At 67.5% G+C, this 23,429-nt stretch carries 16 protein-coding genes and 2 pseudogenes; 8 read left to right on the plus strand and 10 right to left on the minus strand.

Translation table 11 applies throughout. The annotated features are described in order from the left end of the window. Positions 1 to 312: 312 nt before the first annotated feature. The 5 genes from P3H15_RS37510 to P3H15_RS37530 are packed head-to-tail and all read right to left on the minus strand — an operon-like array spanning position 313 to position 4,025. The gene (locus P3H15_RS37510; protein WP_276141890.1) at positions 313 to 771 is read right to left on the minus strand and encodes a hypothetical protein; all 459 of its coding nucleotides are present in this window, start codon (positions 769 to 771) and stop codon (positions 313 to 315) included. Then, positions 768 to 2,501 carry an aminotransferase class V-fold PLP-dependent enzyme gene (locus P3H15_RS37515; protein WP_276141891.1) on the minus strand — a complete coding sequence of 578 codons (1,734 nt, stop codon included), beginning with the start codon at positions 2,499 to 2,501 and terminating at the stop codon, positions 768 to 770. The genes P3H15_RS37510 and P3H15_RS37515 overlap by 4 nt, the downstream gene beginning before the upstream one ends. Further along, on the minus strand, positions 2,498 to 2,935 hold the full coding sequence (locus P3H15_RS37520; protein ID WP_346348822.1) for an MBL fold metallo-hydrolase: 438 nt from the start codon (positions 2,933 to 2,935) through the stop codon (positions 2,498 to 2,500). The genes P3H15_RS37515 and P3H15_RS37520 overlap by 4 nt, the downstream gene beginning before the upstream one ends. A 45-nt stretch (positions 2,936 to 2,980) precedes the next feature. After that, entirely contained in the window at positions 2,981 to 3,637 is a 657-nt protein-coding gene (locus P3H15_RS37525) for a peroxiredoxin (RefSeq protein ID WP_276141892.1), read from the minus strand. A gap of 13 nt (positions 3,638 to 3,650) precedes the next feature. Further along, the gene (locus tag P3H15_RS37530; protein WP_276141893.1) at positions 3,651 to 4,025 is read right to left on the minus strand and encodes a helix-turn-helix transcriptional regulator; all 375 of its coding nucleotides are present in this window, start codon (positions 4,023 to 4,025) and stop codon (positions 3,651 to 3,653) included. Between the two features lie 1,069 nt (positions 4,026 to 5,094). Between P3H15_RS37530 and P3H15_RS37535 the strand changes: the two genes are divergently transcribed. From P3H15_RS37535 to P3H15_RS37555, 5 genes are all read left to right on the plus strand, one after another. Next, on the plus strand, positions 5,095 to 6,231 hold the full coding sequence (locus P3H15_RS37535) for an NAD(P)/FAD-dependent oxidoreductase (RefSeq protein ID WP_276141894.1): 1,137 nt from the start codon (positions 5,095 to 5,097) through the stop codon (positions 6,229 to 6,231). A gap of 55 nt (positions 6,232 to 6,286) precedes the next feature. Next, positions 6,287 to 6,598 carry a hypothetical protein gene (locus P3H15_RS37540; protein WP_276141895.1) on the plus strand — a complete coding sequence of 104 codons (312 nt, stop codon included), beginning with the start codon at positions 6,287 to 6,289 and terminating at the stop codon, positions 6,596 to 6,598. 141 nt (positions 6,599 to 6,739) lie between these two features. Continuing rightward, on the plus strand, positions 6,740 to 7,411 hold the full coding sequence (locus P3H15_RS37545; protein ID WP_346348823.1) for a cytochrome P450: 672 nt from the start codon (positions 6,740 to 6,742) through the stop codon (positions 7,409 to 7,411). Positions 7,412 to 7,640: 229 nt separating this feature from the next. Then, complete coding sequence (locus P3H15_RS37550; protein WP_276141896.1) at positions 7,641 to 7,871, plus strand: hypothetical protein; 231 nt, start codon at positions 7,641 to 7,643, stop codon at positions 7,869 to 7,871. Positions 7,872 to 8,068: 197 nt separating this feature from the next. Next, positions 8,069 to 8,425, plus strand: coding sequence for a hypothetical protein (locus P3H15_RS37555; RefSeq protein WP_276141897.1), 357 nt, complete (start codon positions 8,069 to 8,071; stop codon positions 8,423 to 8,425). Between the two features lie 665 nt (positions 8,426 to 9,090). Here P3H15_RS37555 and P3H15_RS37560 read toward each other — a convergent pair. The 3 genes and pseudogenes from P3H15_RS37560 to P3H15_RS37570 form a co-directional block, all read right to left on the minus strand. After that, positions 9,091 to 11,328, minus strand: coding sequence for an ATP-dependent RecD-like DNA helicase (locus P3H15_RS37560; protein WP_276141898.1), 2,238 nt, complete (start codon positions 11,326 to 11,328; stop codon positions 9,091 to 9,093). 427 nt (positions 11,329 to 11,755) lie between these two features. Beyond that, positions 11,756 to 11,962: pseudogene (locus P3H15_RS37565) on the minus strand (hypothetical protein); the annotation flags it as partial. A gap of 439 nt (positions 11,963 to 12,401) precedes the next feature. Next, the gene (locus tag P3H15_RS37570) at positions 12,402 to 12,533 is read right to left on the minus strand and encodes a hypothetical protein (protein WP_276141906.1); all 132 of its coding nucleotides are present in this window, start codon (positions 12,531 to 12,533) and stop codon (positions 12,402 to 12,404) included. Between P3H15_RS37570 and P3H15_RS37575 the strand changes: the two are divergent. Further along, a pseudogene (locus P3H15_RS37575) lies at positions 12,478 to 12,791 on the plus strand (heme-dependent oxidative N-demethylase subunit alpha family protein); the annotation flags it as partial. The gene P3H15_RS37570 and the pseudogene P3H15_RS37575 sit on opposite strands and share 56 nt — an antisense overlap. Positions 12,792 to 13,060: 269 nt before the next feature. Here P3H15_RS37575 and P3H15_RS37580 read toward each other — a convergent pair. Further along, on the minus strand, positions 13,061 to 16,543 hold the full coding sequence (locus P3H15_RS37580; RefSeq protein WP_276141899.1) for a serine/threonine-protein kinase: 3,483 nt from the start codon (positions 16,541 to 16,543) through the stop codon (positions 13,061 to 13,063). A 692-nt stretch (positions 16,544 to 17,235) separates the two neighbouring features. Between P3H15_RS37580 and P3H15_RS37585 the strand changes: the two genes are divergently transcribed. Together P3H15_RS37585 and P3H15_RS37590 are read left to right on the plus strand one after the other, a co-directional pair. Continuing rightward, positions 17,236 to 18,705, plus strand: a complete 1,470-nt coding sequence (locus P3H15_RS37585) for an APC family permease (RefSeq protein WP_276141900.1) — start codon at positions 17,236 to 17,238, stop codon at positions 18,703 to 18,705. Positions 18,706 to 18,781: 76 nt separating this feature from the next. Continuing rightward, positions 18,782 to 20,122 carry an FAD-binding oxidoreductase gene (locus P3H15_RS37590; protein WP_276141901.1) on the plus strand — a complete coding sequence of 447 codons (1,341 nt, stop codon included), beginning with the start codon at positions 18,782 to 18,784 and terminating at the stop codon, positions 20,120 to 20,122. 652 nt (positions 20,123 to 20,774) lie between these two features. Here P3H15_RS37590 and P3H15_RS37595 read toward each other — a convergent pair. Continuing rightward, complete coding sequence (locus P3H15_RS37595; RefSeq protein WP_276141902.1) at positions 20,775 to 22,523, minus strand: DUF4407 domain-containing protein; 1,749 nt, start codon at positions 22,521 to 22,523, stop codon at positions 20,775 to 20,777. Positions 22,524 to 23,429: the final 906 nt, after the last annotated feature.

Raw genomic sequence — 23,429 nt, forward strand, 5'->3', positions numbered from 1 at the left:
GGCCGCAGGTGGTCCGTACCGCGCGGTGACCCCGGCGGTGGGGTTGTGGCGGTCGGTCCAGGCTCAGTTCCCGGGGGCCTCGTCACGGACCAGCGGATTCGCTCGTTGAGGCCGTTGGCGTCTGTGCCTGGCACAATGGTGGCCGGGCCGGACCCGAATGCCCACGCGGCGTCGGGGGTCTGGACGAGCACCGAGCCGTGCGGACGGGCTGCGACGTTGCGTAGAGCCGCCGGCCGAGGACCTGGCGTACCTGCGCGCTGACGCCGCGGTGGGCGCGGAGGGCGGGATGGATCGTGGCGGTGGTGGCGTCGCTCATGGCCGGCGTGCCGCCACGATGTTGCATTCGAAGGGCGCCTCGATGCTGCCGTCGGGGGTGGTGAACGGTGCCAGAACGTCGTGGGCGTCGGCGCGGATGCGCCGGTACACGTCGTCGGAGATTCGTTCGAGCAGCGGTGTGCTCTCGACTTCGGTGGTCACGAACGCGTCGACAGACGGGGCCCGGTAGGTGCCCGAATTCGTGCGAACGGTCGTGACCTGCAGCCCGGCGGACTCGACCAGGCCGGTGAGCTCTTCGCGGTTGCCGCACACGAAGTAGGTGCTCAGCAGGGACATGGCTTCGGGGCCGGCGTGGCGGGCGCGGGCGGTGCCCTCGAGTGCGGGTGGAGCAGATTCCGTTTCAGCGCGTGCAACAACTCGCCCTTGCCGTAGTCCCTGGCTGTACCTCCGGTAGGACGTGGTGGGGGTGCGGCTGTTTGTCGGTGCCGATCTCATCCGTCGGCGGTCAGGCACTGGGGAGGCAGCGGAAACCAGCGCAGAGCTTCGAAGTGCGAGGGAAGGCCGGTCGGTCCGTCGGGGACCTCGTCTGGACGGGATTCGAGGAGGATACGAGCATCACGCAGGTGATCGGTCAGCGCGGTCTCGTCGAGGCTGTCGCGGTCGGCCGGGTATCGCAGGATCCCGGCGTCGTCGTAGAACAGGTCCGTCAGCCGCAGGGGTGGCCGCGGGGAACCGACACGATGGTGCCACAGGCCGGTGTCTGGACTGAAGGTGTAGTCGGTGAGGAGTCGGTGACCGTACCGGGCCAGCAAGTCCACGGCGTCGATCAGATAATCCCGCACGGTGTCGGAAATGAAATAGTTGAAATTGATCCGCGTCCAGCCCGGTTTGATGCCTTCGCAACCCAACTCGATCTCGTCTTCGTAGGCACGAGAATGTGGTGGATCGATGGTCAGGAGGCGATGCCCGTACGGGCCGGCGCAGGAGCAGCCGCCGCGGGCCTGGATCCCGAACAGGTCGTTGAGCAGGGCAACGACGTAATTGTGGTGCAGGTAGCGCTGCGCGCCCGACCGGACCCGGAACGACACGATCGACAGGCGCTGCGCCCCAGGGCGGCCGAGGATGTCGATGTTCGGGTGATGCTGCCACCGGCCGAAAGCGTGGCGCCACAGCCGCCGCTCTCGTTGTCCGATGAGGTCGGTACCGACAGCATCCTTGAGCGCGAAGACCAGCCCAGCACGGATGGATTCGACGATTGCCGGCGTGCCGCCCTCTTCCCGGGCGACGGGGTCGTCGAGGTAGCGGTGCCCGGTCGGGTCGACGAAAGCCACCGTGCCTCCTCCCGGTGTGGTGGGCACGGCATTGCGGACCAGTTCACGGCGGAGCACCAGCACCCCGGGGGTCTGGGGACCGCCGATGAATTTGTGCGGCGACAGGAAGATCGCATCCTTGTGATCGCCGCGGCCGGCAGCGCTTTCCCGCATCCGGATCGGGACGTAAGGCCCGGCGGCGGCGTAATCCCAGAACGACAACGCGCCGTGCCCGTGCAACAGCTCTGCGATCCGGTCGGTGTCGGACAGGACGCCGGTGACGTTGGAGGCAGCCGAGAAGCTGCCGATGAGTGTCGGCCGGTCCGCGTAGTGGGTGAGCCGCTCCTCCAGTTGTCCCTGATCGATATGACCGTCGGCGTCCTCGTCGATCACCACCACCTCGGCGATGGATTCACGCCACGGCAACTCGTTGGAGTGGTGTTCGTAGGGGCCCACGAACACCACCGGACGCTGCCGCTCGGGAATCTGTCCGCCCTGCCAGTGCTGCGCGGCCACACCGGATCGGGCGCGGAGTCCCAGAATGTCCACCAGCTTGTTCACCGCCGTCGTCGCCCCGGACCCGCAGAAGATCACCAGATCCGCCTCGGTGCCGCCGACCGAGTCGTGGATGAGCTGTCGTGCATCCTCCCGCAGCAGCGAAGTCTGCAGACCGGTGCCGGAGCTCTCGGTATGGGTGTTGGCGTAGCGTGGGAGCACCTGCCGGCGGATGAAGCCCTCGAGGAAGTCGAGAGACCGCCCGGAAGCGGTGTAATCGGCGTAGGTGATCCGGCGTGGACCGTAGGGTCCGTCCAACACCTCCCCCTCACCGATGATCCCGAGACGGATCCGGTCGAGCAGCGGCGATGTGGGTACCGCTGCCGCCGGGACGTCCATGCTTCCGGTCACCGTCGTCATCGACGTACCCCTTCCTCCGGAGGATCCACCAGGCCCCTGCTGTCGCCAGGCTGCCCCGGGGCGCTCGGCCGCGCCAGGGCACAGATCGACTCCGGCGTGTGGCCAGGGGTGGCGAGGACCGTGGGCGTCACTTCGCCGAGCGAGAGCCGCTGGCCGTCGAGCAACGGTTCGATCGGGAACTCCGCCTGGGCGCCCTCGCCATTGGAGATGACCGCGCCCGTACGAGCCGCCAGCTCGAGGTGGCCGCTCAGGAAGTCCACGTGCAGGTGGGTTTCGATCACCCGTTCGATAGTCAGGCCCGCCGCCGCGGCCTCTTCGATGTAGACGCCGATGTCGCGGCGCGGGTCGACGACGACCGCCCTGCCCGAGGTCCCGTCACCGATCAGGTGCGAGGCGGGGGACAAGCAGCGGGGGTAGTGCTGGGTGAAGATCATCGCCTTGCCTCACTCGAACCCCTACGTTGTTCGTGTCCCGCGCCGTCAACTGGGCTGGGGCACGATGCGGATGTAGGGCTTGGGCTCTGTCCAGCTACCGAAGAGCTGTTTGGCCTCGTCGTTGGACACCGAGCCGGCGATGATCACGTCCTCGCCCTGCTTCCAATTCACCGGTGTCGAAACCCGGTGGTGGGCGGTGAGCTGGAGCGAGTCGATGACCCGCAGCACCTCGTCGAAGTTGCGGCCGGTCGTCATCGGGTAGACGAGGATCAGCTTGACCTTCTTGTCCGGCCCGATCACAAACACGTTCCGCACGGTCTGGTTGTCGGCCGGCGTCCTGGTCTTGGGGTCGCCCGACGTGCCCGCCGGCAGCATCCCGTAGAGCTTGGACACGTTGAAGTCGGCGTCGCCGATGATCGGATAGTTGGGCCGGGCGCCCTGGGTGTCCTCGATGTCCTGGGCCCAGGCCTCGTGGTCGGTGGTGGTGTCCACCGACAGCCCGATGACCTTCACGCCACGACGTCCGAACTCGGGCTCGAGCGTGGCCATATAGCCGAGCTCGGTCGTACAGACCGGTGTGAAGTCCTTGGGGTGCGAGAACAGCACCGCCCACGAGTCACCGATCCAGTCATGGAACTCGATCCGCCCTTCGGTGGTGTCGGCCTCGAAGTTCGGTGCCGTGTCGCCAATCTGCAGTCCCATCGTCTTGCTCCTCTCATTTGTCTTGTCTCCGGCTGTCCGGAATTGATGGATCCCCCAGCGGCGCGGTGCCGCTGTCGGAGCTCGCCGCCAGCGGCTGCAGGACGTCCAGCGCAGCGCGCACAGCGTCCGTGGCCAGGCAGTAGAACACGTAGCCGCCGCGCCGCTCACCGCGCACCAGCCCACGATCGCGCAGGATCCGCAGGTGGTGCGAGACGGTCGGCTGCCGGATCCCGGTCGCCTCCACGATCGCCGTCACGGGCACGCACACCGTGTCCAGTGCAGTGAGGATCCGCAGCCTGGTCGGGTCGCCGAGTGTCCGCAGCAGCGACGCCAGCACCTGCGCCTCCACCACCGGAATCGGCGCATGGAGAATCTTGCTCACCGTCATGCAACCATCACCTGCAGATATCTAGGTATGCATATATCTACATATTTCCAAATAGGCTCGCTCTCCACAAGGGTCGAGGGTGCCGAGATGGCCGTCTCATCCGGCCCTCGAGTCCGCATTTCGTGCGGAACCTACAGCCGCTCCGACCTGGGGATTTCGCTGTCCATTGCCATTCGATCTGAGGCACGAACGGGTTATCGACCAGGGGTGCCTCAGCAATGTGGCAGCGCAACCTGGTCGCCTTCACGCCCACATTGTTGAGGCAACGGGCCGCCGGACAGGTACGCAGAAACTCCTAAACGTGCAGGTAGACAGCCGGTCTTCCTCAACTTGACAGCAGAAGGCCGCGGTTACCTCAGGCTCATTGGCAATGCCTCAGATCAGATGGCGGAGGACAACCGACCTGGGGATTTGGGATCCGATGTCCGCCGCGCCGAGGCGCTTCCCCGATATGCGGTGAGACACGTGCTCAAAGGTGTTATCCGTGGCAAGCCCGGGTGTGGTTAGCTGTGCAGCAGGCGCACCGAGCTGAGCGATCTCACCGGTACCGGCCCAGTCTTGCTGACGGGAGACAATCACCGGGCCGCCACCGTCATCGTCGGACTCAACAGCATGCGGGTGCTGTCCAGGCGGGCGTGGACATGGACAGGAACCAACCGATGCGTCTACTGCATGAGACGCGCCGGGCGGGTGCCTCACGTCGAGGGGGCTGCGCAGATCAGCGCAGACAAGAGACGATCCGGATCGCCGACCCGACCGGCGTCACCGCGGTTGTCTCATACCGGAACTCGCTCGATATCCTCGCGTTCCTCGATCGCTACCCCGGCACGCGCTCCTCGCCCAGCACCTCGACGAGACCGCGGACCTCTCCGTATTCGCCGAGCGGGCCGGATACGTTGACCGGCCACTGTCGGGCGCAGGACCGCCCCGCCGTCGCGTCGAACACGATCCCACGGTCGGCCCACCGGCCCCCGGTGCGGGCCCCGTTGCGGTCGTCGGCGGTGCGCCGATCCGGACGCTGCGGTCGATTCGCCTGCGAACGGCCCGGGCGCGGGAGGATGCTGGTGGCATGCGGACCGTGCTGATCCTCGGCGCTGGGTTCGGCGGCCTGGAGCTGGCCGCCGGTCTCTCCGAGTCGCTGGCCGGCGAGGTCCACGTCGTGCTGATCGACCGGAACGACGCGTTCATGTTCGGCTTCTCCAAGATGGACATCCTCTTCCACGACCAGCCGCCCGAGGCGGTCCGAATTCCGTACGCCGACCTCACCCGGCCGGGTGTCGAATTCCGGCAGGAGGCGGTGACCTCGATTGACCCACACACCCGGCGCGTGACCACCGACCGGTCCGAGTACCAGCCGGACATCCTCGTCGTCGCGCTCGGTGCCGACTACGACCCGGCCGCCACCCCGGGTTTCGTTGAGGACGGGCACGAGTACTACTCCATCGACGGTGCCCGCCGGTTGCGGGAGCGGCTCGAGAGCTTCGCCGGCGGGACCGTGCTGCTCGCGATCCTCAGTGTCCCGTTCAAGTGCCCACCGGCACCCTACGAGGGCGCGATGCTGCTGCACGAGAAGCTGACCCGGCGCGGAATCCGGGACAGCACCCGCATCCATGTGCTCAGCCCGATGGACTCGCCGATCCCGGTGTCCGCGGACACCTCGTCCGCGCTCGTGGCGGCGCTGGCCGACCGCGACATCGCGTACTCGCCGGGCCTGCGGGTGCACGCGCTGGACCCGCAGCAGCATGTGGCGACCACCCGCACCGGTGACCTCGCCTACGACCTGTTCATCGGGATCCCGACGCATCGTGTCCCGGCGGTCGTCGAGGCGTCGGGCCTCACCGAGGGCGGCACCGACGGCTGGGTCGCCGTCGACCCGCGCACCCTCGCCACCCCCTACCCGGGGGTCTACGCCATCGGGGACTGCGCCGACGCGCCCGTTCCCCGGGCCGGCGTCTTCGCCGAGAACGCCGCCCGCACCGTCGCCGCCGGCATCGCCGCGCACCTGCACGGATCACCCCCGCCGGAGAAATACCGCGGCCAGGGCACCTGCTACATCGAGTTCGGGGACGGGCTGGTCGGCAAGGTGGACGCGGACTTCCTCTCCGGCCCCGCCCCGGTCGCCCCGTTCTCCGGGCCCTCGATCGAACTCGCCCGGGAGAAGGCAGAATTCGCCGCCACCCGCCGCCACCGCTGGTTCACCGGCTGACCAGCGTGCTGGTGGCCACCGAATAAGAGACTGGACGCGGTCGATCGTTCGAAGGATGACCATGACGCTGTTCCTGGTGCGACATCATCATTCGGCCGAGCGATGCCCCGCGCAGGATCCGGAGATGGGTGCGATGATCCTCAATCACCTCAGCCGCCCGAACGTCCGGCGGTGTGGTGTCCGGGTCCGGGGCGAGGCCGTCGTGCGGGACGAACACACGCTCTATTTCATCCCAGACGCCGACGACGAGGACAGCCTGCGCGAGTTGGGGCCCTTCCGGCGGGTGGGCAGCCTCGACATCTACCCGGCCACCACGTGCGCGCGCCGTCGCGAGCGGCGGTTGCGCCGCGCCGCCACCGGTGAGTGACTTCGTCGCGGCGGTCGATCCCGAGGACGCCTGCCAGCAGGCCTTCGACGCCGGCCTGGTGGTACATCGGGCGTATCCGCTCAACTGCGAAACCTCGATCCCGGCGCTGATCGGCGTGGCCGTGATGCCCAATGCCCACTTATACGTGCGCAATCAGTTTCAGACGCCGCAGCTCGACCCGGACGACTTTCGGCTCACCGTCGGCGGGCTGACGGATCGGCCGCTGCAGCTCCGGATGGGCGAGTTGCACAACCTGCCGTCTGCAGGCCCTCACCGTCACCCTCGAGTGCGCAGGCAACGACCGCGCGCTGTTTCGAGTCGGCGCCTGCGTTGTCCCGGAGGGCAAGTCGCGACGTCGTTGTGGACGGATACCGGGTCGTCGCGGGAACGGACGTCACCGTGGGAACGGACGTCACCGTGGGAACCTATGCCATTCACCATGACTCGGCACTGTGGGATGACCCGGAGCAGTTCGGGGCCGACCGTTCGGCAGGCCGTGACCGTTGGCAGTTCCTGCCGTTCAGCGGTCGGCCACGCACCTGGATCGGCGCGCACGTTGCGATGCTCGAGGCGACGCTGGGCCTCGCCCGGGTGCGAGCACCGAACCCGATCCGGCTCGTTCCCGGCCCGACCACCGCTGAGGGTGGCACACCCACCGACCGGGACTGGCAGAACGCTGTCGCCGACCGCGAGAACACCCGAGCGCAGCAACGTCACCGCGGCCGAAACCAGCACACGCAAGAGCACGCCGACCCGCCAGACCTCGACATGATCGTTATCGCCGACGCCATCAGCGAACCACCCTTCCCATAACAGCTGAATACATCGGACACCACCGGCGGCGGGGCCGCATTGACATAGACCGCTGCGGGTACCGAGCGCACTCGTCTCTCGCTAGTGATCCGCGTGCCCGGAGTGCGCCCGGCCAACTTTGCCCCTACAGGCAGCAGGGATCGACTCCACCGGAGTAAGCGATCATGATGGGACACTGAGTACAGATCCACGACCGAGGCCCAGGGAACGTCCGCGCAGGGAGACCGCAATGTCCACCAGCGGCCTGCACACCATCACCGTCGAGGTTGACGAGGTGGGGGCTCTCCATGCAGCCCATCGAGCGGCCGAGCTCGAGGCATGGGACGACGTTCGCGCAGCGGGCGGGAACGATGGGACCTACCTCCGCCTGGTGTCGATCGACCGGAGCCCGGAGGAACCTGGGAAGATCCTGGTCACCGCCCCATACTCCAGTGTCCACGGCGGTCTGCGGGCGAGTTGACACGAGCAGGGTGAGGCACAGCATTCGAGGCCGGTCGCCGACGGCGTACAGCTCGTCGAACCAGGCCCTCGGCTGGCGGCCAGCTTCTGACGCACAGATCCGTGAGACACCGATCGCGACAGCGAACCGTGTGGGGGATCGGCTACGTGCAGCAGGGTCGCTGTCACCTGTCCTGTGGGATCGCTACTGTGCCAGGTGTGAGAGAACCGGTGCTGGATCGGCACGTCGACGTTGCACAGCTGTGGCGACTGGCCAGTGACGCGGCCCGGAAGGGCGAGAAGTGGGGGCAGCGCAAGAAGTCGGTGAGCGATGCCATGGTGACCTACTACGCCCAGCTGCGACGCGACAGACGCGGCGCGAAACGATGGGTCGCCGACGTCGTTGATCTCCTGGGATATTTCGACCAGTCAGCGGACTGGCGTGCAGTGGAGAAAGGCCTGCAAATACTCGACCAAGCTGATGGCGACGTCACCGGTGCCGGTGCTGAGCTACAGCGGCTGGAGATCGTGCCGGCTTCCTCGACGAAGAACTCTCTCTTCAAGAGCGCCAAGTAGGGCCGAGTCAGGCGACCCGCGCGTTCGCGACCCCTCGTCGAGGACGTCACGCGTCATTGGAAGATCGACGAGATCGCCGCGACGGTGAGAGTGCGACGATGAGGCCAAACATTACCGCAGTCGCCGCGAACTCGTGGTCAGCGAGGAAGTGCTGCACCCGCCCAGTATCGGCCCAGCCGGCTCCGCCGTGCGGGCCAGTCGTGTACCGGACCGACCGAGCCGCGGCGACGAGCCGGGGGAGAGAAGTCATGTCGAGCGTTGGTCGTCGGGCTCGGTGCGCTGACCGCCCGGCGATAGTCGTGGTCGCTCTGACCACTGCCGGATTCCTCGCGGCGGGTGTGGTGACTCGTCCAGGGTTTGATGGCGATTCACAGTAACCCGTTGCGCGGATGCACTATTCATCACAGCGGCGCCTGGTCAATATACGGCTCTGCGCTTCGGGGAGACCCTGTTCCTGCAGGGACTGCTGCCGTCGATCGGTGGCCGACGCCTTCGACTGTGTGCATCGGACCCGGGACGGTTCGTTCCGCAGGTAGGAGCTTCAGTCTCGGCGGGGGCTGGACAGTACCTCGGTGGCCTGGTGCACCGAGGCCAGGCCGGGTTTGACGTAGCGTTGGGCGCTGCGCAGGCTCTTGTGGCCGGTCCCGGTGGGGTTTGTGTGGGCGTTATCTGGTCTGGAGCCGGTGGGTGAGGGCGGTGTGGCGGCGGCCCGCGCCCGGGGTGCGGACCGCCGCGGCCAGCGCTTTGCGGGAGCCGACCAGGACGACGAGTTTCTTGGCGCGGGTGACGCCGGTGTAGAGCAGGTTGCGTTGCAGCATCATCCAGGACGAGGTGGTGAGGGGGATGACGACCGCGGGGTATTCGCTGCCTTGGGAGCGGTGGATGGTGACGGCGTAGGCGTGGGCGAGTTCGTCGAGTTCTGAGAAGTCGTAGTCGATGGATTCTTCCTCGTCGGTGAGCACGGTCAGCGTCTGGTCCTCGGTGGTGACGACGCCGACGGTGCCGTTGAACACCCCGGCTTTGCCTTTGTCGTAGTTGTTGCGGAGCTGGGTGACCTTGTCGCCGATCCGGAACGCTCGGCCGCCGTAGCGGCGTTCGGGCTGTCCGTCCTTCGGTGGGGTGAGCGCTTGCTGCAACAACGCGTTGAGGTTGCCGGCCCCGGCGGGGCCGCGGTGCATCGGTGTCAGGACCTGCACGTCCTGGCGCGGGTCGAGCCCGAACTTGTGGGGGATGCGGCGGGCGACGATGTCGACCACCAGCTTGGCGGTCTCCTCGGCTGGGTGCAGATCCGACTGTTCCGCGGGTTCGCAGGCGAACCAGAAGAAGTCGTCGAACCCGGTGAGCTGCGGGCCGGTTGCGGCGTTGATGCGGTGGGCGTTGACCACGATCCCGGACTGCCGGGCCTGCCGGAAGATCTTCGTCAACCTCACCCGCGGAATCGTGTCGGCGGCCAGCAGGTCGCGCAGTACTTCGCCGGCACCGACGGAGGGGAGCTGGTCGACGTCACCGACCAGCAACAGATGCGCCCCCTCCGGGATGGCTTTGACCAGTTTGTTGGCCAGGATGACGTCCATCATCGACGACTCGTCCACCACAACAAGGTCAGCGTCCAGCGGGTCGTCGCGGTCGTATTTCGGGTCGCCGCCGGGTTGCAGCTCCAGCAGACGGTGGACGGTGAAGGCCTGGTGGCCGGTCAGCTCGGCCAGCCGTTTGGCGGCCCGCCCGGTCGGCGCAACCAGCACCACCTTGGCTTTCTTCGCCGTGGCCAGCTCGACGATGGAGCGGACGGTGAAGCTTTTACCGCAGCCGGGCCCGCCGGTGAGTACCGCGACCCTGCGGGTGAGGGCGAGTGTGACCGCGCCCTTCTGCTCGTCGGCCAGGTCCTGCCCGGTCCGGCCCCGCAGCCACGTGAACGCCGTGTCCCAGTCGACCCGAGTGAACGCGGCGAGCCTGTCGGCCGGGGAGTGGAGCAGGCCGAGCAGGCCGCCGGCGAGGGAGCTCTCGGCGCGGTGGAAGGGCACCAGATAGACCGCCGGGACGCTCCCGTCCCCGGCGGGGACCGGTTCGCAGATCACGCCTTCGTCTGTGGCGAGCTGGTCCAGGCAGGGGCCGATCAGGTCCCGGTTGACCTCCAGGGTCTTGGCGGCCTCGGTGATCAGGTTGGGTTCGGGCAGGTAGCAGTGCCCGTTGTCGGCGGCCTGCGACAGGGTGTACTGCAGCCCGGCCTTGATCCGCTCGGGGCTCTCGTGCGGTATCCCGACCGCTTGGGCGATGGTGTCGGCGGTCTTGAACCCGATGCCCCACACGTCGGAGGCGAGCCGGTACGGCTCGGCGCGGACGACACCGATGGAGGCGTCGCCGTAGTTCTTGTAGATCCGCACCGCCAGCGAGGTGGACACCCCCACCCCCTGCAGGAACACCATCACCTCTTTGATCGCCTTCTGCTCCTCCCACGCATCGGCGATCTTCTGGGTGCGTTTGGGGCCGAGCCCGTGCACCTCGATCAGCCGCTGCGGCTGGTGTTCGATGATGGTCAGGATGTCGAGACCGAAGTGGGTGACCATGCGTTCGGCCATCATCGGCCCGATCCCCTTGATCAGCCCGGAGCCGAGGTAACGGCGAATGCCCGCGATGGTGGCGGGCAGCACGGTGGTGTAGGAGCGCACCTGGAACTGCTTGCCGTACTTGGCGTGGTTGCCCCACTGACCGGTCAGCCGCAGGCTCTCACCGATCTGGGCGCCGAGCAGCGGCCCGACCACGGTCACCAGATCCGGGCCGGACCGCTCGGTGGCCAGGCGGGCGATGGTGTAGCCGGTGTCCTCGTTGGCGTAGGTGATCCGCTCCAGCACCCCCTCCACCACCGCCTGGGGTGCGGCATCGGTCGAAGATCGCGCAGCGGTCATGGTCATCATTGTGCCGAGTGCAACCGACATGGTCAGCCGTGGTGCCCGGCCCCCAGGCGTCCCAGATCCCCGGTCGGAGTTTGCCCCTGCACCGAAGAAGTACGATGCCGACACCCAGGAGCGTGCCGGGCGGTACCTGGGACGAGTACTCGAGCTGGCCGACGGGATGCGCGAATAGCGTGGACCCCGCCCGATTCGACTGGAGCGCAAGTGTCCGTGGCCGCACGCTCGCATGTCGGTCGTCCTGTGTAGTCTGTGCGGAGTTCCGGGACTCCCCCCCCATTCGATCGATTCTCGGAACCCCCGCCCCGGCGTCCCCCGTGCGGTGTCCCCGGGATCGAGAGATACCCGTCGCGCAGGGCGGCGACATCTGCACAGGATGCCTCGACGCATTCAGGCCCATGCGGCAACCCCGACCCTGCAGGACCGGCACGTGGATGACGTCGCCCGGGTCGACGTCGAGTTCGCGCAGGAGGAGGTCGAGCATGTGCTCGGTCATATCGTTGGCAACCTCGAGTCGCACCGGGGATCCGAAGCGGCGGTGGGCCAACTCCCGCTCGAGCGCCTGCAGAAGGTCTTCGCCGCGGTCCTCTTCGGCCTCGAAGTCTGCGTTGCGGGTGATGTGGAAGGCGTGCAGTATTCGGTGGACGAGTGGTGACTGCGAGCGCTAGGGTACGTAATGCGACCGGATGGAGTTCCGGGTCTGGCGCGGCGAGGTCCTCCTCGGTCAACTCCCACCGACAGTTCAGTAGCGGCTGGCCCGTCCTCCACCCGCGGAGCGGGGCGGAAGCCGTCCGCTGTCAGCTCCAAACGCGAGCGTCGGCGCGGGAGGTCCGCGGTGACCGGAGTGGGGCGTCGAGTAGCCCGCGGAGCGCGATCCGCACCGCCGCGCACGTGCGTCACTCTCTCGCTGACGGACAGCCTCAATCCACCCAGCCAACATTGACACGTTCTCGACTCAGGACAAAGGTGAGTCGAGATCAATCGCCGCGTCATCTTCGTGATCACCGGAGATTTTCCCAACGAATGATTGTTCGGGCTGTGGGTTCTCGGGTCGAGTTCGAGCATCCCGGTCACCGGGGGCAGGGTGTGCAGGCGACACCGCGGCCGATCCGGGCGCCGAGCGCGCGGGCGTGGTAGAGCATCCACGGCAATCTGTGATTCGACGCCGCGCTGGTCACCTTGTCGGCGGACTGGTCCGTCAAGTTCGGGATGAGCCTGCACCAAATACACCGACCCGTACCCGGGCTGACACCGAACGGCGTGACCGACCGCGCCGAGCAATTCATGAAACGCCTCACTCCGGACCAGACATACCGCCGGGTCAACTGGACGTTTCCGCGGTAGGCATCTCAGCTCGCCGACACCGTCGAGGACTTACCGGCCGACATCGCCGCATACAAAGGCATCGACGGATGCCGGCGACGGCGTGGTTGCGGTCCCACACCCGAGCTGACGCATAGCAGAGGTCGGCATCTCGTCGAGGGTGGACCACGTCGTCCTCGGAAAACGTAGCAGTGCGACTCGCTCCCGTTTGTTGTTCGACAACCAGGAGTTCGGCGGACACGTCTTCGGTAGCCGGGCGGGGCGTTCATGGATGCACGGTTACGGCATGCGGTGCTGCTTCGGCTGATCGACATGAGGTCCGCTCCCTCCCCGGATTCCGCGCTGCGTCGGGGCCGGTCGTCAACAACACGAACGCTGCCCGATGCGGCTGTGGTTGATCGTATGGCTACGGTTGAGTCCTCGGTGATGTCGGTGCGTCGCACGCAGTTTCGAGGAAAGCGCTCGGTACCATTGTCCACTCCGGCCGCCACCGTCCGTGCCGTTGCTCGTCGCGGAGATCGCGCAGGGTGGACATAACATCGGGTCCGCCGTCGGGGAGGTAGCGGATCATGCCGTGATCGGCGCACTGCGCCGCGATCGAGGCCAGTACCTGTCTCGCTTCGACTTTGCGGCCCGCGGCCGCGAGGCAGCCGACGAGGAGTCGATTCGCTTGTAGTAGTGCACGGTGCCGTCCTCTGCCGTCGATCCGCTGTACCCACTCGTCGGCCCACACACAGGCCGTCGCGGTGGCCTGCGATGATCCTCGATCGAGGAGGAGGGTGATGGCCGTGGCATCCTCGAGCTGCGCGGTGATCTCGTCGAGTCCGTCGACCGGGTGACGCCGTTGGGCGAACTCGACAGTTCGACCGGGTTCGAGGGGCAGGCCCAGCATGACGCGCTCATTGTCGATCCGGGCCCGTAGACGTGGCAGGGATCGAGATTCGGCGGCCTCGGCTCCCTCGTCCAACCGTTTCTCCGCACCGCCGCGGTCCCCTCGCAGCGCCATGATGTGCGCGCCGACGACGCATGGGCCGAGGATGAAATCCACACACACGTCGAATCCGAGTTCGCGGCTGTCGTTCAACATCCGCTCGGCGGTGCTGAGGTCACCGCTTTCGTAGAGCAGTTCGCCGAGCAGTGCGCCGGCCAGACGCGCGGCGTGGGAGTGGGCTTCCCCGGACCTCACCGCAAGCTGCATCGCCCTCCGGAAGTGGTATTCGGCCGCAACGACATCGAGCTGTTCATTGGCGGCGATCCCCTCGTAGCAGTATCCCCAGGCGCCGCTGTACGGGCCGCGCGTGCGCTCGTGGTACGTCGCTGCCCAGTCCTGCATCCGGGCTGCCGCGTCGAAATCGAACTCGAAGACCTTGGCGAAGGTGGCGATGTCGGCCGCGGCGGAGACGACCCACGGGGGAAGCGTCGCCGGCCTGGACAGGCATGGCGCCATCAACTCGTCGACACCATCGATCCGGTCCGAGAAAATGGCGATGTCACCCTGAACGACATCGGCCTCAACTCGAAGGTCGGCGACCTCGGCAGAGGTGGGCGGGGCACGATCGAGGAGGGCGTAGGCGCGGTCCAATGCGACCTGCGCGGGCTGAACGCGCTGGAGTTCGCAGTGGGCCCACGCCAGTGTGAGCTGGAGACGAGCGCTGGAGGCGACGAGTCCTGGGGGAAGTTTCGCCACCAGACCGAGCAGGGTGGACATTTTCGCTTGCTCGAGCAGAACCGCCCCATCATGTTTGACCAGATCGACAGCATGCTGGTCGTCTCCCGCAGCCAGTGCATGATCGACGGCCCCGCTGAGCAATTGGCGATCGGCGAACCACCGCGAAGCCGCGCTGTGGAGGGTACCGACCCGCTCGGGATCATTACGCTCGAGTCGTCTGCGCAGGTGTTCGGCGAACAGGTGGTGATACCGGAACCACTCACCGTCGTCGTCGATCCGGCGGAGGAACAGGTCTCGGCGCTCGATATCTTCGAGCATCGCCTGCGCCCGCTCGACGTGCGCGAGTGCCGACGCGAGACTGCAGCAGATACGTTCGGTGATCGAAGTGGCGAGGAGGAACTCGAGCAGTTCCGGGTCGAGGGTGTCGAGTACGTTCTCGGCCAGGAACTCGCCGATGGCGTGATGGCGGCCGGACAGGTGCCCGATCAGCGACGTGGGGTCATTGCGTCCACGCAGGGACAAGGACGCGAGTTGCAGAGCGGCAACCCATCCATCTGTCGACTCGGTCAATGCGGTGACATCGTCCTGGTCGAGCGCCAGCCCTGCGCGATCGACCAGGAATGACGTTGCCTCCGCAACATCGAAACGCAGGTATTCCGAATCGATTTCGACGAGCTCGTCACGCACTCTCATCCGGCTCAAGGGCAGACCGGTTCGGGTGCGACTGGTGACGATGATCGGCAGGTGGTGACAGCCGTGGTCGAGAAGGAACTCCATCGCCGCGATCGTCTCCGCACTGGTGATCCGGTGCCAGTCGTCGATGACCATGGCCAGGCGCAGACCACTGTCGTGGATCTCGTCGATCAGGCTCGACATGACGTAATGTCCGACCGCATCGCCCTGTTGCTCGAGCATGTCACCGAGACCATTCCCCACGGCCGGCCTGATCTTCCGGATGGCCTCGACCAGGTGCGCGAGAAACCATACGACGTTGTCGTCGTCCTGGTCGACTCCAAGCCATGCCACTGCCACACCGTCCTCGGTGAGGACGTCACGCCACTGAGCGGCGAGTGTGCTCTTGCCGAATCCCGCCGGCGCATGGATCACGGTCAGCCGTCGTGACCGGCCCGCGCGGAGGACATCGATGAGCCGAGTCCGGGCGACGAGCACATGGGCGGGAGTCGGCGGGCGGAACTTGGCCGCCGGAGTGGGTGGGGGGCCTGTTGTCGGTGTGTGCCGCCGGGCACCAGTGCTCAGCGGGTGGGAGCCCCCCGATGTGACGTCCAGGGCCCCGCTGAGCGAATGCTGCGTGTCGGGCGGCGCGAGCGGAAGGGCCATGTGATCGACGGACAGACCATGTCGACGCTGGCACTGCTGCAGTTCGTACCCGAACGAGGCGGCGCTCGGCGGGCGCCGCCCCAGGTCGGCGGACATGGCGCGTTCGACGATGTCGCCAACGTCCTGTGGGACATCTTCCGCATCGAGATCTGGGATGGGTCCGGAGGTGATGCGCAGGAACTGGGCCACAACCCTCTCACCGGTGCGCCGCTCGACCGCGACGTGGCCAGTGATCGCACAGAACAGTGTCGCCGCGAGGCTGTAGACGTCGGAGCTCGCCGTGGGCGTCCCACCCGCGAGGATCTCGGGGGCGGTGAAGGCCGGCGACCCGAGGTTGGATCTGGCGGCGGTCTCGAAGCCGCCCGCGATGCGAGCGATACCGAAGTCGGTGAGCTGGGGCTCGCCGTACTCGGTGAGCAGGATGTTCGCCGGCTTGACGTCGCGATGGACGATGCCGCGGCAGTGTGCGGTTTCGAGGGCACCGGCGAGTTTGATCCCCAGCCGCAACGCCGCGGGCCACCCGATCGGTCCTGTACGAATGCGGGCACTGAGCGAATCGCTCGCGTGATACTGCATCACGATGTAGGGGCAACCCGACGAGGTAGCGCCAACCCGGTAGATGTTGACGATGTGGGGGTGCCCGGACAGCTGACCCATCGCGCGCTGCTCACGCAGGAACCGTTCGAGGTTGTCGGGGTCGAGGTCGTCGGTGAGGAGTTTCACCGCGACTGTGCGGTCCAGAGATGGTTGCAGGCAGCGATACACGACGCCGAATCCGCCACGACCGATCTCCCGGGGGTCGTCGAATCCAGCCGCGGCCAGCTCCGCGGCCATCGCGGGACGGGGAGCGGGCTGAGCGATGTGCGGATCGAACTCGGCCATCGTCGACACTCACTTCTGAAATCGGCACCCACCGGCGTCGATGCAACCCGGAGACTGCACGACGTGGATGCTTCTCCAGGATATGGCCGGCACGTCGTGATGTCTGATTGGGGCAGGTGGTCAGCGGTGTCGGATACGTCGGGCTGCCGAGCTCGGGCCCATATCGACGTGTCGCTCAGGCCCCGGGCGGTCCGCTCCGGCCTCGCAATCCAACCAGGGCGAACCGATACAGAGACGCGTCAGTGGAGAGTACGCGGCGCCTGTGGTGTCGTCGGCGACGGCAGCGGAGGAGTGCTGCCCGAGCGATTGTATTCGCAAGCCATGTGAATAACCAACTACAAATTGACATATATAAACTAGATGAAAAGTAATGCCTGCCAGCATATTTGACGCACAGTCCGCCGAGATGATTGCGATTCGCTGCGTTGGGCGGGACGAGCCGCATCCAGGATCAGTCCTTCGCGGAGATCGCCACCGGGGCCCGCGGCGGTGAACACACGCCTGACGATCGTCCCCGCTGGACCGAGTTGCTGCGGGCACCCATTCAACCGCGGGAGTGTTTAGGGGGCCGAAGCATCGCTGACATCGGGTACCGGCGTGGTGGAGGATGAAACAGACCGGTCTCGCTGGCTGCGGGACGGGTCGCGTGGTGGCGGTTCCCGTAGTCCCGATGGAAACGTGAGGCGGCCGAGATGACGACGGACAAGTCGATGAGCACGCAGACCGCCGATCAGGAATGCCGCGACTGCGGTTACACACCCGAACTGAAGCGCACGCTGGGGTCCTTTCAGGTGTTCGCGATCTCGTTCGCATTCATCTCCGTGGCGGTCGGGATCTTCGGCACCTATGACGATGTCCTGCGAGACGCCGGGCCGGTGGGGATCTGGCTCTGGGTGGTCGTGGCCGTGGGGCAGACCCTGGTGGCGCTGGTGATCGCGCAGTTCGCGGCCCGGATACCCCTGAGCGGCTCGTCCTACCAGTGGGCCTCACGGTTGGCCAACCCGAAGATCGGTTGGGTGTTCGGGTGGCTGACCTTCTGCGGCCTGGCGCTCGGTGTGGTGGCCGTCGACAACGCGATGGCAAGCTCCGCAGTCATGCCGCTGTTCGGCATGGCGCCGGACGAGGACACCGCCCGCGTGATCACGCTCGTCGTCGTGCTCGTCCAGGCGGTCCTCGTCGTCTTCTCCACCCGCCTCGTCGGTTTGATCACCTCCGGCGCGGTCGGCCTCGAACTGGTCATCGTCGTGGTGCTGACGATCGCCCTGTTCGCCGCCGTTCTGTTCACCGGCGACGGCTCGGTCGGCAACCTCACCTCCCGCGGCATCACCGCGGGCACCCCCGACTACTTCGCCGTCGGCGGCGGATTGATGGCCGCGATGATCATGGGGCTGGCCACCCTCGTCGGCTTCGACTCCGCGGCGAACATGGCCGAGGAAGCCAAAGATCCCTTCCGCAGCGTCCCGCGCGCGATCGTGGGATCGGTCGTGGCCGCGGCGGTGCTGGGAATGATCTTCCTGATCGCGCTCACCATCGCGATCACCGACATCCCACGGATCAGCGCCAGCAACAGCCCGGTGGCGGCGATCCTGCGCGACCAACTCGGACCGGTGATGGAGCGCTCGCTGCTGGTCGCGATCGCGTTCGCCTTCTTCGGTGCCGGGATGGTCACCGTGGCGACCTGCTCACGCATGGTGTTCGCGATGGCGCGGGACGCACGGTTCCCGGCCTACCGACTGATGCGCCGGGTCAACCCGCGCACCCAGACACCGATTCCGGCGACCATCCTGATCGTCGGCGTCGGGGTCGTCCTGATGGCCGCCTTGCCCGGTGGCGCCCTCCTGGAGTTGCTCACGGCGGGAACGGTCATCTCGGCGGTCCTCTACGGCGGGATCATCATCCTCTACCTCGCGGTCCGCAGAAGACTCGGTCACCACCAGGACGCGTTCGATCTCGGGCGGTTCGAAGTGCCGGTCGCGATCGGCGCGCTGGTGTGGTCGGCGGCCGTGGTGTTCGTGATCGTCTCACCGCCCGAGGCCCTGACCTCGATCCTGATCGCGATCGGCCTGCTCCTGCTGGGCGGGATCTACTTCGGGTACCTGTGGTTCTTCCACCGCGAGGTCCTCGACACCGAACCCGGGGACGCCGATGTCTTCTCCCACTGACCCTGACGTCTTCTCGTACCGACCAGATGTCGTCTCCCACTGACCAATCGATGCCCCGATGCCGGAGGATGAACCGATGACTGCCACCACCACGAAACTGACCGGTGAGGTCGTGCGCGCCGGGGATTCCGGGTACGAGGCGGCGCGGGTCGGCTGGAACCGCCTGTATTCCCGGTATCCCGACGCCCTCGTCTTCTGCTGCGACACCCAGGACGTGGTCAACGCCGTGCGGTGGGCCCGCACCGAGGGCATCACGCTGCGCGCCCGCAGCGGCCGCCACAGCCTCGAGGGCTGGTCGTCGATCGACGGCGGCCTGGTCATCGACGTCAGCCGAATGAAGAGCCTGACGGTCGACACGCAGGCCCGCACGGCGACGGTCGGGACGGGCCTGACCCAGGCGGAGACGGTCGCGGCGCTCGGGCAGCGCGACTTCGTGATTCCCACCGGCTCCGAGGGCGGCGTCGGTCTCGGTGGTGTGGTGCTCGGCGGCGGCTTCGGATTACTGACCCGCAGCATGGGTTTGGCGTGCGACAATCTGCTCGCCGCCGAGATCGTGGTCGCCGACGGTGCACGTTCGGCGAAGGTCGTGGACGCCACCGAGCACCACAATGCCGACCTGCTGTGGGCGTGCCGCGGCGGGGGCGGCGGCAACTTCGGCATCGCGACGTCCTACACGCTGAAGCTGCAGGAATTGTCCGACGTCACGTTTCTGGTCGCCCGCTGGACCGGACACGATCACCTCGGCGCACTGCTGCGCACTTGGCAGCGCGAGGCCCCGGTCGCCGACGACCGGCTGACCAGTGCGCTCGAGGCGGATTCCACCGCGGTCGAACTCTCCGCGCTGCTGTACGGCGGCACCCGGGGAGAGATGGAAGACCAGTTGCATTCGCTGCTGGCGATCGGCGACCCCGAGGTGAGCGTCGTCGAGGACGCCTGGCCCACCGTCTACGGGCAGGTCGACCGGGGGCCGAACGACGTCCCCTTCTGGAAGTTCTACTCTCAGTTCGTCACCCGCCCGTTCCCCGACGAGGCGATCGATCTCGTCGTGCGCTTCATGGACAACACCCCCAGTGGACCGAGCAACTTCTTCTGCTCGAGCTTCGGTGGGACCGTGCGGGACGACCCGCCCGGCGGGTCGGCGTTCGGGCACCGGAACGCCCTGTTCTACTGCGAACCGGGCGCCGCGTGGAACGACCCCGCCCTGAACGCGGCAGCCCTGGGCTGGGCGTCCGACTTCTGGCGCGCCCTGCGCCCCTACGGCGACGGCGGTTACGTCAACGTGCCCAACGCCGCTGCCGCGGACTGGGAACTCGAGTACTACGGCTCCCACCGTCGGCGGCTGCGCCAGGTGAAGGCCATGTACGACCCGGAGAACGTCTTCAGCTTCGAGCAGAGTGTGCCGCCCTGCGCCGACTGAACCCGGGCGCACAGACGCCGGACCAGCGTCATGGCACTGGATTGATCCCGCGACGCGCTACGTCAAGGCCGCCAGACTCTTTCGAACACATGCGCATTTGGCGTTTTGGAGTGCACAGCATGTGTTCCCCGAGGGCGGGGACGCGTTCGTGTGCGACATCCAGCCGATCTACGACGAGATCGGGGCAGGTCTCTCCACAAGTGCGCGCTGGCCGCGCTCTGGTGAGCTGATCGATGATCGGGCCGGATCGGTGTGGGCAGAGTCTCGCCGCTCGCGGGCCTCGCGTGGGGCGCGCTGATACCGTCCTTCCGCCCCTTCCGCTTTCCTGCCGCAGGTAGGCATGGCGTGCATGCGCCGGGGGATCGGCGTGAGGTCGGCGACACGCCTCGGTTACCGAGACCGAGTTGGTGTCACACGAACGGTGGACGAAGGTCGCCGACAGCGCCGCGTGGCACAGTCTTGATTGCCTGGATGGGGTAGAGGCGAGGCTCAGCTGCCCGTCGAACGAGTGCCGCCCGGTGCGACCCGGGGTGCATGAGAGGTGACCCGAGGTGGACGAGGGTGGCCGCGTCGAACGTGTGCACCGAGACCAGTGCGGCCGACGGAGGGCTGACGCTGGCGACCCGGTGTCGCTCGAATTGCGGTGGCCGCTTCACGTGCCCGGCGGCAGCTCCCGCGGGTCCGTCCGCGCGGTCACGGCGCCGCGGCGGTCCGCTTCGGCGAGGGTGTGCGAGGGGTCGTCGTTCGATGCCGCATCCGGCGGGTCCATCCGCCACGCGGACCCCGATCCGGTGTGCGTAGGCTCGGGCGGCTCGGTCACCCGGGTGCTGATCACCCGGGTGCGGGGCGAGGGTTCGGTGTCCGCGGATGTGGTTTGCTGCTCGTCGACGGTCACCGTGCGGCGGCGGGTGTAGCTGACGCTGACCTCCTCGAATTCCTCGACGAGGGTGCGCTGCGTGTGGCCGACCGCCCGGGCGAGGATCGGGGGCACGAACGGGCGGACCATTCCGGTCACCGCCCTGGTGATGTCCGGCAGCGGATTGCTCAGCGACAGAACGGCGGGCAGCACGCGCAGCGGTCCGCTTCGGCGCTGCTCGACCGGTGCCGTGCCGACCGGCACCGGCAGATTCTTGGTGTCGGCTCCGTCGGTCTCCGCCGCCGGCGGCTCGTCCGAGGCGGACGGCGCGGTCAGCGCCGCCGCCGTGGGTAGTTCCGCCGCCGCCGTGGGCTCGAGGGGATGGTCCGACGATTCCACCGCGTGTGACGGGGCGGTCGGCTCGCCACCGCGCGCCGCGACGACCCGTCGTCGCTGCCGTTCCCGGTCGATCGCGGTCTCGGCCTCGGCCGCGAGACGGAGGGCGGCCAAGTGCTGCTCCGCTTTCAGGGTTTCGGTGGCGACCCTGATCTGCGCCAGCCTCGCCGCGATCGCGGTGTCGGCCTCACGGTCGACCCGCTGCTGTTCGGCGCGGGCGACGTCGCGGCGATCCTGCTCGGTTTCCCCGCGCCACAGCTTCAGCACCAGCGGCAGCAGGCTCAGCACCGCGAAGAGGGCGAACGACACCAGTCGCAGCAGCAATGCGCCGGTGTGGCCGACGGTGAACTCGTGCATCGCCGTCCAGCGCGCGCCGAGGCCGCGGTCGACCTCGGACGGCGCCGCCGCCCGGGCGGCGGTGAGACCGTCGGCGGCCCGGACGATCTCCGTGTCGAGGCCGGGTGCGTCGCGGTCGCGGGTCGCGAGGGCGTCGTCGAGTTCCTGCCGGGAGCCGGCGAGTAGTTCGTTGGCGGTGCGGGTCTCGGGGCCGGCGCCGGGCACACCGGTGATCTTGTCCGGCGGGCACGCCGGGGACGGGTTGAATTCACAGCGGGCGACGACGAGGGCCTCGTCGCGTCGCGAGCGGGCCTGGCGCACCGACTCGTCGAGACCGGCCCGCTGGTCCCGCAGCCCGTCCAGGGTCTGCGCCGAGTGCACGACTTCCGGAACCGCGGCGGCCCGATCCTCGAGGACCCGGTCGATCGATCCGGCGAGGAGGCCGACGCAGGCCAGCTCACCGAGCACCGCCCCGAGGAACAGCGCGACGGCGGCCCGACCCACCAGCCCGGACCACCGAACCGGGCGGCCGGCGGCCAGGGTGCGGGCCAGGGCGCCCACCAGAAGGCCGACGGTCACGGTGCACGGCAGCAGCGCGAGGACCGGCCACGACGTCGCGGCGGCGAGGGCCACGGTTGTGACCAGCCAGGCGAGCAGTCCATTGATCAGCACGATCAGCCCGGCGACCTGGTACGTGGGACGCTCGCCGGGTTCGGCGTAGTCGTTCGCGTGGCCGCCGCCCAGCCAGAGGAGCGAATCGCCGATCGGGGAATCGGCGGTACGAGGTTCGTGGGGTGTTCGGTCAGCGCTCATGGGACTCCGAATTTCTTTCGGTGGTCTTCCGGTGGTTCCTCCAGCCTCGCAGACACCCCCGAACGCATCGACCGCTCCGCCGTTCCCCGCACGGAGCTTTACCCAGGGTTCACACTGCCGTGGTGTCGAACAGTGCCACCCCGCCCGGGCGGACCGGACAGCACCGGACCGCGGCATCGCGGACCGACCTGGCCGGGTGCTCCTGGCGGCCCGGCTCATCAGCTGCGTGCCGGGACGTACTCGACGCGCTTCGAGTACGCCGAGTTCCTGAATGCGCGAGGCCTATCCGCATTGGGCGGCAATTGCCGACCACCCGGAAGATGATCGCGCACTGCTTCATTGCGTGGCAGCCACTTCGGGTAAAGACTCCCGGGACAGCTGGGCCGGGAGTCTCTCGGTTAGGTCTGACCACGGTCGTCGGACCGAGCCCGACATCCGGGTCCTGCGTCCGCCCGAGGTGGCTACTGGCCGGCGGTGAGGTGATTGTTGGGACGAGTGCTCGAGCTCGCCGACGGGATGAGCGAATAGTGTGGACCCCGCCGAGTCGACCTGACCGCAGATCCGTAGCCGCACGAGTACATGTCGGTCGCGCTGTGTACTCTTTGCGCAGTTCCGGAACTCCTCCGACCATTCGATTCCCGGAACGCCCCGCCCCAGCGTCACCCCCCGACGTCGGGGCACATAATGCCCGGAATTTCCTCTGACTGCCCACCGTCGACGGCCGCAGTCCTGCCGCCCGCGCGAGGCCACCTTCGGATCGATGTAGAGATGCCATGGCTTGAATACCGGGTATCGGCCGCGCTTGTCCCTGAGGATTCCGTCCGGTCGATTGCGGAGGGGTCGCGTAGGGGACAGCGAATCCTGTGGCTCTGCCGCCGAATGTCGGTGCCGCGGGCTAGCGTCGGG

The sequence above is a fragment of the Rhodococcus sp. T2V genome, assembly GCF_029269925.1.
Taxonomy (GTDB): domain Bacteria; phylum Actinomycetota; class Actinomycetes; order Mycobacteriales; family Mycobacteriaceae; genus Rhodococcus_F; species Rhodococcus_F koreensis.

What these genes read in the sequence shown, in the direction of transcription:
- P3H15_RS37585 (WP_276141900.1), top strand. Translation starts at nt 17,236, where the DNA reads ATGACGACGGACAAGTCGATGAGCACGCAGACCGCCGATCAGGAATGC.
- P3H15_RS37535 (WP_276141894.1), top strand. Translation starts at nt 5,095, where the DNA reads ATGCGGACCGTGCTGATCCTCGGCGCTGGGTTCGGCGGCCTGGAGCTG.
- P3H15_RS37550 (WP_276141896.1), top strand. Translation starts at nt 7,641, where the DNA reads ATGTCCACCAGCGGCCTGCACACCATCACCGTCGAGGTTGACGAGGTG.
- P3H15_RS37515 (WP_276141891.1), bottom strand. Translation starts at nt 2,501, where the DNA reads ATGACGACGGTGACCGGAAGCATGGACGTCCCGGCGGCAGCGGTACCC.
- P3H15_RS37525 (WP_276141892.1), bottom strand. Translation starts at nt 3,637, where the DNA reads ATGGGACTGCAGATTGGCGACACGGCACCGAACTTCGAGGCCGACACC.
- P3H15_RS37590 (WP_276141901.1), top strand. Translation starts at nt 18,782, where the DNA reads ATGACTGCCACCACCACGAAACTGACCGGTGAGGTCGTGCGCGCCGGG.
- P3H15_RS37595 (WP_276141902.1), bottom strand. Translation starts at nt 22,523, where the DNA reads ATGAGCGCTGACCGAACACCCCACGAACCTCGTACCGCCGATTCCCCG.
- P3H15_RS37560 (WP_276141898.1), bottom strand. Translation starts at nt 11,328, where the DNA reads ATGACCGCTGCGCGATCTTCGACCGATGCCGCACCCCAGGCGGTGGTG.
- P3H15_RS37520 (WP_346348822.1), bottom strand. Translation starts at nt 2,935, where the DNA reads ATGATCTTCACCCAGCACTACCCCCGCTGCTTGTCCCCCGCCTCGCAC.
- P3H15_RS37540 (WP_276141895.1), top strand. Translation starts at nt 6,287, where the DNA reads ATGACCATGACGCTGTTCCTGGTGCGACATCATCATTCGGCCGAGCGA.
- P3H15_RS37580 (WP_276141899.1), bottom strand. Translation starts at nt 16,543, where the DNA reads ATGGCCGAGTTCGATCCGCACATCGCTCAGCCCGCTCCCCGTCCCGCG.
- P3H15_RS37510 (WP_276141890.1), bottom strand. Translation starts at nt 771, where the DNA reads ATGAGATCGGCACCGACAAACAGCCGCACCCCCACCACGTCCTACCGG.
- P3H15_RS37530 (WP_276141893.1), bottom strand. Translation starts at nt 4,025, where the DNA reads ATGACGGTGAGCAAGATTCTCCATGCGCCGATTCCGGTGGTGGAGGCG.